12 protein-coding genes are annotated in these 12,865 nt (G+C 71.2%); 8 read left to right on the top strand and 4 right to left on the bottom strand.

Annotated elements, in window-relative coordinates:
- Nucleotides 1–96 precede the first annotated feature (96 nt).
- Together ACF1CT_RS07540 and ACF1CT_RS07535 are read left to right on the top strand one after the other, a co-directional pair.
- A complete protein-coding gene (locus ACF1CT_RS07540; RefSeq protein WP_391782827.1) occupies nt 97–957 on the top strand; it encodes a class I SAM-dependent methyltransferase in 861 nt (286 codons plus the stop codon).
- 310 nt (nt 958–1,267) lie between these two features.
- Nucleotides 1,268–2,122, top strand: coding sequence for an alpha/beta fold hydrolase (locus ACF1CT_RS07535; protein ID WP_391782826.1), 855 nt, complete (start codon nt 1,268–1,270; stop codon nt 2,120–2,122).
- A 207-nt stretch (nt 2,123–2,329) separates the two neighbouring features.
- On the opposite strand, the gene ACF1CT_RS07530 is transcribed toward ACF1CT_RS07535, so the two are convergent.
- From ACF1CT_RS07530 to ACF1CT_RS07520, 3 genes are all read right to left on the bottom strand, one after another.
- Complete coding sequence (locus ACF1CT_RS07530; RefSeq protein WP_391782825.1) at nt 2,330–2,911, bottom strand: rhodanese-like domain-containing protein; 582 nt, start codon at nt 2,909–2,911, stop codon at nt 2,330–2,332.
- Nucleotides 2,912–3,100: 189 nt separating this feature from the next.
- Entirely contained in the window at nt 3,101–4,489 is a 1,389-nt protein-coding gene (locus ACF1CT_RS07525) for a rhodanese-like domain-containing protein (protein ID WP_391782824.1), read from the bottom strand.
- Nucleotides 4,490–4,581: 92 nt separating this feature from the next.
- Entirely contained in the window at nt 4,582–4,728 is a 147-nt protein-coding gene (locus ACF1CT_RS07520; protein WP_391782823.1) for a hypothetical protein, read from the bottom strand.
- Between the two features lie 417 nt (nt 4,729–5,145).
- Here ACF1CT_RS07520 and ACF1CT_RS07515 point away from each other — a divergent pair, with 417 nt between their 5' ends.
- The gene (locus ACF1CT_RS07515) at nt 5,146–5,619 is read left to right on the top strand and encodes a hypothetical protein (RefSeq protein WP_391782822.1); all 474 of its coding nucleotides are present in this window, start codon (nt 5,146–5,148) and stop codon (nt 5,617–5,619) included.
- A 98-nt stretch (nt 5,620–5,717) separates the two neighbouring features.
- Here ACF1CT_RS07515 and ACF1CT_RS07510 read toward each other — a convergent pair whose 3' ends face one another.
- The gene (locus ACF1CT_RS07510) at nt 5,718–6,698 is read right to left on the bottom strand and encodes a zinc-dependent alcohol dehydrogenase family protein (RefSeq protein WP_391782821.1); all 981 of its coding nucleotides are present in this window, start codon (nt 6,696–6,698) and stop codon (nt 5,718–5,720) included.
- A gap of 334 nt (nt 6,699–7,032) precedes the next feature.
- Here ACF1CT_RS07510 and ACF1CT_RS07505 point away from each other — a divergent pair, with 334 nt between their 5' ends.
- The 5 genes from ACF1CT_RS07505 to ACF1CT_RS07485 all read left to right on the top strand — a co-directional run bounded on the left by ACF1CT_RS07505 (nt 7,033) and on the right by ACF1CT_RS07485 (nt 12,680).
- On the top strand, nt 7,033–8,331 hold the full coding sequence (locus ACF1CT_RS07505; protein WP_391782820.1) for a hypothetical protein: 1,299 nt from the start codon (nt 7,033–7,035) through the stop codon (nt 8,329–8,331).
- A 215-nt stretch (nt 8,332–8,546) separates the two neighbouring features.
- Nucleotides 8,547–9,470 (top strand): DUF4232 domain-containing protein, encoded by a 924-nt coding sequence (locus ACF1CT_RS07500; RefSeq protein WP_391782819.1) that lies wholly within the window; start codon nt 8,547–8,549, stop codon nt 9,468–9,470.
- 201 nt (nt 9,471–9,671) lie between these two features.
- The gene (locus ACF1CT_RS07495; protein WP_391782818.1) at nt 9,672–10,346 is read left to right on the top strand and encodes a GNAT family N-acetyltransferase; all 675 of its coding nucleotides are present in this window, start codon (nt 9,672–9,674) and stop codon (nt 10,344–10,346) included.
- Between the two features lie 157 nt (nt 10,347–10,503).
- Complete coding sequence (locus ACF1CT_RS07490) at nt 10,504–11,157, top strand: cutinase family protein (protein WP_391782817.1); 654 nt, start codon at nt 10,504–10,506, stop codon at nt 11,155–11,157.
- Between the two features lie 1,196 nt (nt 11,158–12,353).
- A complete protein-coding gene (locus ACF1CT_RS07485) occupies nt 12,354–12,680 on the top strand; it encodes a hypothetical protein (protein ID WP_391782816.1) in 327 nt (108 codons plus the stop codon).
- The last annotated feature ends 185 nt before the right edge of the window (nt 12,681–12,865 follow it).

Genomic DNA, 12,865 nt, shown 5'->3' with positions numbered 1-12,865 from the left:
GAGCGAACACTGCTCTTCGCCCGATGGCGGTTCCCTTGGTCGTAGGCGTTCAGTGCGCGCATGAATGGCCGGCCGCGCACGGCCTAGGCTGGCCCGGTGACTGATGAGCGGGAACGGGTGCGGCCGTCGGGAGTCTGGTCCACGGCGGTGGGGGTGGCCAGGGTGCGTGCGCTGGAGACCGAGCGGGAGGACGCGCTGTTTCGCGACCCGCTGGCACAGGCATTCGCCACCGCCGGCGGGCTGTGGCCCTCCTCGCCGCCGTTGCCCGATGACGAGGCCGCGCGACGCCGCCGGGCGGCCGTGTCGTACTCCATCGTCATCAGGACGAAGTTCCTCGACGACCTGTTGCAGCAGGCCTCCGCGTCCGGGATTCGGCAGGTCGTGCTGCTCGGGGCGGGCATGGACAGCAGGGCCTTCCGGACGGACTGGCCCGAGGGCACCCGGCTGTTCGAGGTCGACACCGGCGCGCCGCTGGACTTCAAGGCTTCGGTGCTGCGCCGGGAGCGGGCCGTCGCACGCTGCGAGCGGATCACCGTCGCGGTGGATCTGCGTGAGGACTGGCCGGGCGCGCTGGTCGCCGCAGGGCACGACCCGGCCGTGCCGACCGTGTGGATCGCCGAAGGACTACTGATCTATCTGCCGCAGGACGCGGTGGAGCTGTTGCTGGCCCGGATCGGCACGCTGTCGGCGGCAGGCAGCCGGATGGGGCTGACACTCGGCTCGCGTGGCGTGATCGATCGCTTCGGCGCGGACGCCGCGCCGGGATCGGCGGCGTCCATGTGGCTCTCGGAGATGCCCGACGACCCGGTGGGCTGGCTGGCCGGGCACGGCTGGGTGGCCCACAGCCACACCCTGCGCGAGCGAGCCGCCGCCTACGGCCGTCCGGTCAGTACCCCGCCGGAGCGCGAGGAGCGGCCCGGCGGACTGATCTCGGCGGCCCGCCGTCCCAGGCTCTGACGAGGGAAGCCGGGTTCCTGCGCGGCCGGGCGGTCATGCGCGCAATGACCGCCGACGACCGTCGGACCTCGGTTCACCGGTCTGTTTCCGAAGTGATCCTTCGAGGCTTCGAGGCTTCGAGGGGCGGGGTGGCGGAATGGCGGGGCTGCGACTGGGCGCCGCGTCGTCGGTGCCGTCTGCGCCTGCGGCCCTGCCGGTCGCAGGGGACTCCCTGCACCGCATCCGACGCCGCTCGCTGATCCACCACGGATGACGGGACAGCCCTTAATCTCAAGGGAGTTGATGTTTCTCGGCTTCGGGAGGACGACCTATGGCAGTCGTGCACGTGACCGTGTGGGATGACCGCGACCGGACCGGAGAGGACCGGGCCCCGACCGCTTCGGGGGCCCCGGTGACCCCGGCCGCCGCTGCCCCCGCCCTCTTCGTCCACAACATCTTCACCTGGGGCAGCGACTCCGCGTACGGGTTTGCCGGGCAGCGGCCCCTCGCGGACAGGCGGCGTCTCCTCGTGGTGGATCGCCGGGGCTACGGCGACAGTCCGGACACCGCGCGCAGCGACTTCGACGTCGACGCCGAGGACATCGTGGAGATCCTCGGCGACGGGGCCTCCGCCGTGGGGCTCGGCGGCGCCCACCTCGTGGGGCACGGGAACGGCGCCGTCGCCGCGCTCATCGCTGCCGCGCGCCGTCCCGACCTCGTCCGTTCCCTCGCCCTCATCCAGCCCTCCGCCTTCACCGCCGCCGCGGACCATCCAGTCGTCGCCGACCTCCTCGGCCGGGTGCGCGACGGTGCCCCGGGCATCCCGGACGGCGTCACGCCGGAGCAGTATCTACGGGCGTCCACCGAGGGGTTGGGGATGGTCATGCCCGAGCCCACGTCGCGCCGGCTCCGTGCCGTCGCCACATCCATGGGGGAACGGCCCATCTGGGAGGCGGAGATCCCGCTGGAGGCGATCAGGGACGCCGCCCTGCCGGTTCTGGTGGTCTGCGGAACGTGGGAGTACGCGCCGGCCATGTACCGCGAGCACGTGGGGCTTCCCCTCATGGCCGTGGCCGACTCCCTCACGGACTCCCTCGGGGGCCGCCTCCTGCAGGTGCCCGGGTACTACCCGCACGTCCAGGAGCCCGCCGCCGTCAACGCCGCCCTGCGGGAGTTCTGGGGCTGACCCGGTTCCGCACCGGCTGCCGTTTCCGCGCGACCCGTCCTCGTCCGGCGGTCGGTCCCGTCGGGTGCGAACCGCACGTGGAGCAGGGACCACCCGCCGACAGTCCGAAGCCGGAGCCTCCCGTACGTGGCGAGCCGTGCTGCATGCCGCGGGTCCGACGGGGCATCGACGACCCGCCGGATGCGGCCGGGGCGGTCACGGCGCCGACTACGACGCGTTCCGCAGCTTCGTGATCACTGCCCCGATGTCCGTACGGGGGCCGCGGTTGTAGGGGAGCCTGGACAGCAGGACGCCCATGGCGCAGGAGTTGCTGATCGCCGCGTAGGTCAGACCCGCACCGACCGCCGTTCCGACGAGGTGGGCACCGGGCACGAGTATGCCGACGAGGCCGGTGGCGAGCACGATCGAGCCGGCGACGAGACGGACCTGGCGTTCCATGTCCCAGCGTTCGGGGCCCCGCGTCACCGGCGCGCTCGCCGCCTCCCAGGCGTTCATGCCGCCGTCCAGGACGCGCAGGTTCGGCAGGCCGGCCTCGGCGAGTGCCCGCTCTGCCTGGGAGGCGCGGGCCCCGGAGCGGCAGACGAGCACGACGTCCTCGTCGAGATGGGGGCGCAGCTCCGCGCGGTGCTCGCGCAGGGCGTGGAGCGGAACGTTGAACGCGCCGGGGATGTGGGCGGTACGGAACTCGGCGGGGGTGCGCACATCGAGCAGGCGTGGCGCGTTGCCTTCCTCGGCGAGCTTGCGCAGGACGGCGGGGGAGATGGACTGGACGGTGCGCTCGGCGCTCATGCGTGACTCCGGGAAAAATACCCAGGGGGGTATGTGGACGGTGGGTGAGGGGACCGGGACGGTGGGCCCGGAAGGGTTCTGCCCGGTGGGGGCTCGGGGCCGTCGTGGGCGGGGCGGCCCCGGCCCGTGGGCCGTCGCTGTACGGCGGGACGGCACCTGGCCGTTGGCCGGCCGGCGGTTCGTGGACGGTCAGGCGCCGGTGGATTCCGCGGCGAGGGCCCAGGCGGCGTAGCCGCCGAGTATGTCGGAGACGTCCTCGAAGCCGCGATGGCGCAGGAGGCTGGCCGCGATGGAGGAGCGGTGGCCACCGGCACAGTGCAGGACGAGCGGCCGGTCGGCGGGGAGTTCGTCCGTGCGCGCGGGCAGTTCGCTCAGCGGGATGTGCAGGGCCTCGGGGATGAAGCCGTTGGCCTGGCGCTCACCACAGGTGCGGACGTCCACGACGACGGGCGGGAGGTCGCCGGCGAGAGCGTCCCTCAGCTGCGCGGCGGTGAGGCGGCTGGCGGGGGCGACCTCGTCCTCCAGCTTCCGGAGGGCGTCCTCCGGGTTTCGCAGGTAGCCCACCACTCGGTCGAAGCCGATGCGGGCCAGGCGGGTGACGACCTCCTCCTCACGGTTCTGCGGGGCCATGACGACCAGCTCGTCGGCCGGGTCGAGGACGGTGCCGGCCTGTTCGGCGAACCGTCCGTCGGCGGGCACGTTGACCGCGCCACGCAGGTGTCCGGCGGCGAACTCCTGCGGGTCGCGGGCGTCGACGACCGTGCCGTCCTGCCGCCGCAGCTCGGTGAACTCGGCGAGGGTCAGAGGCCGGGCCGCCGTCGTCGCGTCGTAGCGGACGCGGTCCTTGCGGTTGAGCTCCGCGTCGTAGGCGAAGTAGCCGGGCGCGGCGGACTGGCCGGCGGTGACGAGCGCGACGAACTCATCGCGGCTCATCGGGGCGCAGGCGTAGTTGGTGGCGCGCTGCTCGCCGATGGTCGACTGCTTCTCCGTCGAGAGGTTCTTGCCGCAGGCGGAGCCCGCGCCGTGCGCGGGGAAGACGCGTACCTCGTCGGGCAGGGCCATCAGTTTGTTCTGCACACTGTCGTGGAGCATTCCGCCCAGTTCCTCGGCGGTCACGCCCACGGAGGCGAGCAGGTCGGGGCGGCCGACGTCGCCGATGAAGAGCGCGTCACCGGTCAGGACGCCGTACGGGGCGGTGTCATCGGCCCGCTCGTACACGAGAACACTGATCGACTCCGGGGTGTGCCCCGGGGTCTCCATGATCTCCAGGACGACATCGCCGAGGGAGATCCGCTCGCCCTCGGCGAGCTTGCGAATCCGGTACTCGGTCTCGGCGCGCCGGCCGTAGCCGATCCAGGCACCCGTCGCGTCCGCCATCTCCAGGTGCCCGGCGACGAAGTCCGCGTGGAAGTGGGTGTTGATGACGCCGACCACGGTGAAGCCGCGCGCGCGGGCGTCGGCCAGGTACTCGGAGACGTCCCGGCGCGGGTCGACGACCACCGCCTGCCCGGTCTTCTCGTCGGCGATCATGTACGACGCCTGGGAGAGGCAGTCGAGGTAGTACTGGGTGAGGAACACTGCGAATTCCCTCCTGAGGAACGGCTCGCCCGTAGCGGGTGAGAAACGCTGATGACGGGGCGGTGGTGCGCCCGGTGGGCCGGGTCCGGCGGTCAGGCGGCAGCGCCACTGATCGGCGGCCGGCCGGTACCGGGCCGTCCCGCGGTGCCGCCCGCGACACGGAACGCATCCGCTGCGGGGGCCGCGAGCAGCTCGGCGGCCGGTGCTGCGGCGAAGACCTGTGGGTTTGCTTCACGCATCGAGACCTCCCTCGCACTCAGGTACCCCCCGGGGTATTTATGTACTCGACCGTAAGGCGAGGTCCCGTGCGAAGTCAAATACCCCCCTGGGTATCCCGGATTGCAGGTGCGCACGGTTTTCCGGGGGCGACGTTTTCCGGGGGCGACGGAAGCACGGATGGAAGCATGCGCCCCCGTGCGCGGTCGCCGACCGGACGCAGAGCTGACCCGGTCGAGGCCGGAGGCCCCGCGCCCTTGTCGGCGTACCCGGCTCGGGCCAGGAAGGGGGAGGGGCACAATGGAACGATGTGGGAACTGCTGCCAGGGGTCGGTGTGGCTCTGCCGGACGGGGCCGGCACACTCAGGTTCGGGATGTCCCCCGGCGAGGCCGGTGCGATGTTGGCAGCGCTGCCCGGGAGCAGCGGCCGAAGGCAGTGCATGGCGTTGACGCGCGCCGACTACAAGGAGCTGCGGCACGCCCACGACGCATGGCTCTCCGGAGTGCTCTTCGACTTGGCGTGGAACACCATGATCGTCCTCGACGACGTGATGCTGCAGGTCGCCGGGGGCGGACCCGGCCGTACGGACCGTCTCACCAGTATCAAGATCGATACCACCGGGGCCGTGCGTTCGTCGGCATCGACTCCCGTGGTGTGGGACGGCGTCGACTTGTTCGGACATCCGGCCCCGGACGTCGTGTCCGTGCTGCCACAACCCACTCGTCCGTCTTCTCCGACGGCTGCCGACGTGACGGTGGAGCCGCTGGGGCTGTGGCTGCGCGACCGGCTGCCGGCCGAGAACCAGTGGTCACATCTGGACCTGCTCAGCACGCCTACCGGATGGGAACAGTGCTGTGCGGGCACGTTTGCGTGCGGCGAGGGAGGAGACGGCTTCGTGGGGATCCTCCGTTAGCTCGTTCTCCGGCCACAAGTAGCTCGTTCTCCGGCCACAAGGATCTTCCGGGTTTGCCGATGCCCTTGAGGGGCGCGGGGCTCATGGGGGCTCGCCCGTCACCTCTGCAACTCGATGAGGATCTTCCCCGCGCGCCCGGTCTCCGGGGCCCTGAGGTGACGGGCGAGCGCACTGAGGCCCACGCGCGTCCCCACGGCGGTGCGCAGGCACCCGCGGCGCAGGTTCTCGAAGACGGGTGCGAACAGCTCGGACAGGTGCTGCCCGTTGTCCGTCTGGACGGTGTCGCGCAGGCGGAACAACTCGACGCGGGCGCCACCCGGACGCGTGAAGCACTCCGCCGGGAGCGGCTTTCCCGACAGCAGGCCGTAGTGGACGAACACGCCGCTGCCTGCCGTCAACGCGAACACGTCGCCGCCCACCTCGCCGCCCACGCAGTCGAAGGCCACATCGATGCCCCGCGGTCCGACCGCCGCTCGCAGCCGCTCGCGCCAGCCGGGCTCGTCGGTCCGGACGACCGCCCGCCAGTCGGCCGGATCGGCGACTGTCCGTCCCGGTGTTCCCCGGACGACCCCCACGGGTGTGATGCCGCGGCGGGCAAGGAGCTCCGCAAGGTGCCGGCCGATGGCCGATGTGGCCGCCGTGACCACGGCGTTCCGCACCCCGGGTCGGCAGAACCGTTCGACCATCAGCGAGGCCGTCAGCGGGTTGATGTAGGCGAAGCAGGCGATCTCGTCGGGCAGGTCGTCCGGTACCGGAACGCACCAGGAGTAGCCGAGCCGCTTGTACTGCTGCCAGTTGCCCGCCGTCCCGAGCGGAAGCACCCGTCGGCCGATCGCTCCGGCCGGCACTCCCGGTCCGGCGGATGAGATCACACCGACGCCCTCGAACCCGGGAACCATGGGAAACGAGATCCGTGATCCATACGCGCCCGAGACGGTGATGACGTCGGAGGGATTGACCGTCGAAGCGAGCATGCGCACCACGACCTCCCCCGCGCCGGGAGCGGTGGGGTCGCCCACGTCGCGGACCGTCAGGACGTCGGCGATCCTGCCGGGAGCGTCGGCAACGGCAGCCAGCATCGGCAGCCTCCCCCCTACCCGTGCCTGTGTCAGAACGTCTCATCCTACGAACGGTGAAGGGCCTTCCCGCTACGGGGATGCGCCCCGGACCCGGCCACCTGCGCCGCAGGCGCCGTATCGCCGCCGACCGTGCAGAGGGCCGGCCGAGGGCGAGCGGGCGCACCGGACTCCTCGTCCCGGTATGCCGCGACCGCGGCCGCGGGGCCGGAGCCGAATGCCCGCACGACCATCCGCGGCGGGTGCCCACGGGGCCCGTCGACGTCCGCCGGGTCGCTCGGAGCACGAGGGCGCCTGACGGCCCGTCGCGTGTGCCGGGATGAGTACGGTGCAGTACATGCAAACCACCAACGGGGCGGGACAGGAACAGCGAGGCCACGTCCTCCTCATCGCCGGCGACACCGCCGTACGACGGCGCACCGTGCAGGTCGAGCCCAGCGCCAACCTCGCAGCCCTGTCGATGGTGCCCGTGCCCGTGCTCCTCGCCGGCAACGTGCCCGCCGACACCACGTACCTCGACGGCGTCAAGGACCAGCAGGCCCTGCTGATGAAACTGCGCACCGCCGCCGCCACACCGGGCCCGCTGCTCGTCTACCTCTCCGGCCGCCTCACCCTCGCCCGCCGCGACCGCCGGTTCTACCTCGCGCTGACGCACACCACGACATCCACCATCCGCTACACCGCACTGCCCTGGGAATGGCTGGGAACCGAGCTGCGTCACCGCCCCGCGGGGCTGACGACCGTGCTGGTCGACCTCGCCGCGGACAAGTACGCATGGCCCCAGCTGCAGGAGCCCGGCGCGATCGCCACCACCCCGGCCGCCGAGGTCTACGGAGTGATCGCTCCTCCCGGCTACACCGGCAGCAACGGCGTGAGCACCTACACACGTGGGTTCGTCGAGCAGTTGCGCCTCAGCCCCGACCGGCCCACGAACGCCCGGGTGCACGCGCAGACCGTCGGCTCCGTGGCGCTACCGCCCGGTGCACTGGTTCTCCCGCACATACCCGAGATCAGCGCCCCGCGGACCGATCCCCGGTATCCAGGGGCGAACCCGCCGATACTCGTGGACAGTCGGCATTCCTACGACGGCGTCGGCCAACCCGGGCAGCGTGCCGAACCCACCGCCGCGGTACCGGCTCCGTACCCGGTCCCCGTGGTGGCCCCGGCCCCCGCCGCGCAGCACGTTCCGGTGGTTCCGCAGCCGATCGTGCCGCCCCGGACCGACCCGCGCCCGTACATCCACGCGCTGGCCGAGCAGCACCGGTATCCCGAGGCGACGCAACTGGCCCAGCTGTGGGAGCAGGATGCCCTGAGCACCTACGGGGTCACCTCTGTGCAGGCCACCGAGTGGACCGAGATCCGCGCGGATCTCGCGAAGATGCAGGGCAATTGGGTACTGGCCACCCACCTGTGGATCGCTGCCTGCCGGTCCCGCCTCGTCCACCAGCCGCCCGAGGCCCCGCAGGTCGTCGCCGCGGCGAAGAGCGCCCACTACTGCTGGACACGGATCGACGACCCGCGGCAGGCCCGCGAGTGCAGCCCCGAGCTGATCAGCCTGCTGCGCACCCTGCCGACGCTCGACCACCGACACCTGTCCACGGCCCGGCAGCGTCTGGAGATCCTGCACAACAGCTGACCCCACCACTACGAGGTGAGGGAGAGGACAAAGCCACCGTCCGGAACGCCCGGGGCAGCGACGCCCGGGCGTGACGACGGACAACGTCGGCACGCACGGCTCCCGGAGCGCTCGTCGGCGTCGGGAGCCCGCCCGACAGGCTCCGTGACACGTCTGTGACCGGAACTGTGACCTCCGCCACGGCTCGGCACTCGCGCTCCTGATGGGGTGACCTGATGCGTAGAGCCATCCCTCTTCTCCCTGCCCTCGCGGCACTTCTGCTGCTCACGGCGTGCGGGTCCGAACAGGCGGGCACCCCCGGCGCAGCCGCCCCCGCGTCCGGGACCGCCGATACCGCCCCGCCCGTGGACGGCGTCCGGATCACTTCGGTGACCATCCCCTCAAGCACGCCCACGCCCACGCCCACCCGCGGCTCCGACGGGTTCATCGTCCACGCGGACCCCCTCCCCACCGGTGGCTCCGGGATCTCGGCCGCTTACGAAGTGACCAACAGCGGCACCGAGGCACTGACGTACACGATCCTGTTCGACTTCACCACGGACGCCGGTGAGGTCATGGGCAACAGCCACGAGACCGTGCGCTCGGTCGGACCCGGCGCGACCGTGCGCCGCACCGTCCGGCTGGGGACGCTGGCCCCCGGAGCGTCCCCGGTGACCCGGGTCAAGGTCGCCCGGGTCACCAAGGTGCCCGCCGCCGAGGCGCCGTCCGCGTCCGGCGAGTGCCCACCCTCCGGCATCCGCCTCACCAGTGATGACGGCGACGCCGCGATGGGGCTGCGCGTGGTGGGCCTGCACCTGGAGAACTGCGGGAAGCGCGACTACTCGCTCGACGGCTACCCGCTCCTGGAACTGCTGGACAAGGACCTGTCACCCGTCCAGGGGGTCCGGATCGTGCATGGAAGCGGCGGCATCAGCACCGGTACCGGATTCGACGAGCCGCCCGGCCCGCTGGTCCTGAAGCCGGGCGAGAGCGCCCGTTCGGGCCTCATGTGGCGCAACACCACCGAGTCCGGCACCGCTGTCGACGTTCCGTACGTCAGAGTGCGGGCCGAGCAGGGCGCCGATCCCGTGATGGTGACACCCCACCTCGATCTCGGTACCACCGGCAAGCTCGCCGTCCGCGCCTGGACGCGCTCTTGAACTGGTCTTCGAACGGCCCGGGTCGCCGCACACGACCTGTGCGCCCTGTGGGAGTACATGGTCCCGTCCACTGACGCCGCCTGCCGGTCCGGCCGTCGAACGCGGCCCGACGCCGTGCCGATGACGACGCCGCGCCCGGACGGTCGGTGCGCGGCCCCGGGACCGGTGGCTCGATCCGGACGAGCCGGGACAATGGTTCCCATGAACGCACCGACCACGTTGTCCGCCACCGAGATCACCACGGATCGTCTCAGGTTGAGGAGAGCACACGACGCCGACATCGACGGGCTCATCGAGCTTCAGACGGATCCACAGGTCCGTGCACACCTCGGCGGCCCGCGACCGCGTGGAGCCGTCGAGCACTACTTCGGCGTGAACGGCGTCAGTGCCGTCGCCGACGCGCCGGGTACGTACGTCATCGCCGACAAGGAGACCGACAGGTTCATCGGGACACTCGTACTCGGCCGCCGCTCCGCCGACGTTCCCGGGCACGTCAGCGAGGAAGGCGGCGAGCTGGAGCTGAGCTACCTTCTCCGGCGCGGGAGCTGGGGAGCGGGACTGGCGTTCGAGGCCGCTGCGGCCGTGTTGCGCACCGCCGCCGACGAGCTGCCCGACCAGCCGGTCCTGGTGGTGACCCGGACGGCCAACGAGCGTTCCCTCGGGCTCGCCGCCCGTCTCGGCTTCCGGCGCCTGGGCACCTTCGAGGAACATGAGGCGGAGCAGATCCTCGCCGTGGCGGACCTGCACTCGTTCAAGGCCCGCTCGTGGCGGACAGCGGGGCGGCCGGACGGCGCCACCGCCCTCACCGATGCCGGCCTCGCCCCGGCGGCCCTCGACACCCCACCCGCGGACGCCGACTCGTCACCACACGTGTGACCACCTCGCCCGGACCCGGGCGGGACGCAACGGCGCACCCCGTCGCACCCGGCCCCGGGCACCCGGGTGCTACGGGCCGCTGCCACGGCCCTCGGGAGGTTGACCGCGTTCCGTGAAGGGAATGCTGACGTGCGGTCGAAACACACAGGAGGATCGAATGCGAGCAAGGAAGACCGCGGCCGCCTTAGCCGGACTTCTGATGACGGCGGGGTTCTCGGTGGCACAGAATCCCTCGGCACAGGCGGCAGCCGCATGCGGGGGCACCTACACGATCGTTGTCGGTGGTACGGGCAGCTCGTGGAACAACGACGGCTTCTACGGCAACATCCAGCAGCACGTCGGGTATCCCACGCAGATCCCCAACGGTGCGAGTGCCCGCGCGGGTGTCAACGAGTTGAACCGGCTGGTGCGCGACCAGCGCGCCGCGTGTCCGGGCCAGCACGTCAAGATGGGCGGCTACTCCCTGGGCGCCGCAGTGGTGCACATCTGGGTCACCGAGAACTGGCAGACGTTCGACAACGTCAACGCCGTTCTCATCGCGGACCCCAAGCGCCAGGGCCCTCCCGGTGCCAACGGCGGAGCGGTGCCGTTCGGCGGCATCGTCGGTGCTCCGCTCGCAGGCGCCGACACATTCTTCGGCAACGTACCGGTCAAGACGATCTGCCACTGGGACTACGTCTGCGACGAGTCCGCCGGGATTTGGACGTATCCGGCCAATCACGTCAACAACTATCCCGAGGACTTCAACATGGATCACCACAACGACAGCGCGAACGAGCAGTGGTACAACGGCAATTGGTATGCGTGGTAAGCAGCCGTGCCGCGGGGCGTGGCGGATCCACCGCTGATGGCCGGGCTTCGGGCGGCGTGGCGTTCACCGTTCACACACCCGACCTTCAGGACCTTCAGGGCCTTCAGGAAGCCACGCCACGCAGATGCCCGGTGACTGCGCCCCCGTGTGACAACGCCCCCGCCCTCGCCCCGGGCGACATCGCGTGATCGGCCCGGCCCGGCCCCGCCTCCGGCCACAGGGCCTGTCCGGCGGATCGGACATGTCCGTTCCGTTCAACAGCGCAACAAGGGTGGACCGCTACCGTCACCGCCATGAAGAGCGCAGGCGAGGAATCACGCCCATTCGGCGTCCATGCCGACCGCTCGGCCGATGACGTCTACGCCCAAGGGCTGTCCCGCAATCCCTGGCGGGCGCGCGACGACGGCTACGGCACCTCGCGGCGTTGCCGGGACATCCGCATACATCCCGTATGCGCATGTCCCTCCGCCTTGCGATGCACCGCATCCGACGCCGCGCACCGTTCCACCGCGGACTACGGGACAGCCCTTATGCGTCGGACCCGGTGAACTTGCCCGCGTGGGCTCGTGGTCTGGGGGGTTCCATCAAGAAGATCGATGGCCAATGGGCCGCGTAATCCTCCCCCATGGGAAGAGCCATGGTGGCTGAACCGGCTCCGGGAGCCGAGGGAGTCCGCGTAGATCCGGTCCGGCGGATCGCGGGCGGAGCGTAGTCGGTCCGCGTCGCCGTCGACGTCTGCCGCTGTGTCGAAGAGCGTGGGCAGCGGCGCGTCGGTCCAGCGTCCGCGAAGCCTCGACCGGTTCGATGCGGTCATCGACGGCTCGGAGGACCTGAACGGCCCTTGGCGCCCGCCGGCACCTCCTGACCCCACGCGTCCAGCGGCCAGCGCGCCCGGCGGTGCGGCCGTCGGCCCGCCGGCCGGAGACTCCGCTTACGTTCCACGCCCCCGACGGGCCGACGATTGGTCTGTACCAAATCTGGCCAACCTCTTGCCAGAAACTGCGTACCTGGGCAGGATTTGGCTCGCGATCAAGCAGGTAATCACTCGCTTTCTCACGCATTGTCGTGCTTTGGCGTTCGCGGTGTCCGTGGCACCCCATGGGATCCGCCCGTCGAAGCCGGATCGTTCCGCTCCACGCTCCATCCGCACATGCACCTCTTCCCATCACGCATCGTCATCGGACGAAGGAGCCCCCATGTTCACGAAGTCCCTGTCCAAGAAGCGCGGTGTCGCCGGTGCCGTGGCCGTCGCGGCGGCCGCGGCGGGCATGACGCTGGCCATGGCGCCCGCCGCCCAGGCAGCGCCCGGCGACTGCACCATCTCGTCCGGGAGCAGCCTCTCCAGCCTCTGCACCAGCGGTACCGGTCAGCACCGGATTCACGCGGTGCTCAACCCGCTCGACCCCAGACTGCCGCAGCGCATCATCCTCGGTGACTGGGCCCCGGTCGGTCAGACTTCGGTCGCCTCCAACCCGTGGGGCGCGGGGTACGTCGTGAACGTCTGGGTCGACCGCATCGACTAGGACGTGTTGCGAGGGTCCCGTCCGTCCTTCGGGCGGACGACGCCACTTTCGGAACACGCCCCAGTGGTCCGACCGGTGACGGCGAACACCGGCAGCCGTACGAAGTGAGAGACGAGCCGGCCCGTGACTCGGGCCGGCTCTGCCGTGCTCGCGGCGAATCGGCGATCTGCGGGAGTGGCCCCGCG

The organism is Streptomyces sp. NPDC014734, from assembly GCF_043083325.1.
In the GTDB taxonomy this organism is placed as follows: domain Bacteria; phylum Actinomycetota; class Actinomycetes; order Streptomycetales; family Streptomycetaceae; genus Streptomyces.
Note: the sequence above shows the minus strand (reverse complement) of the source record. Positions and strands in the feature narration are given on the sequence as shown.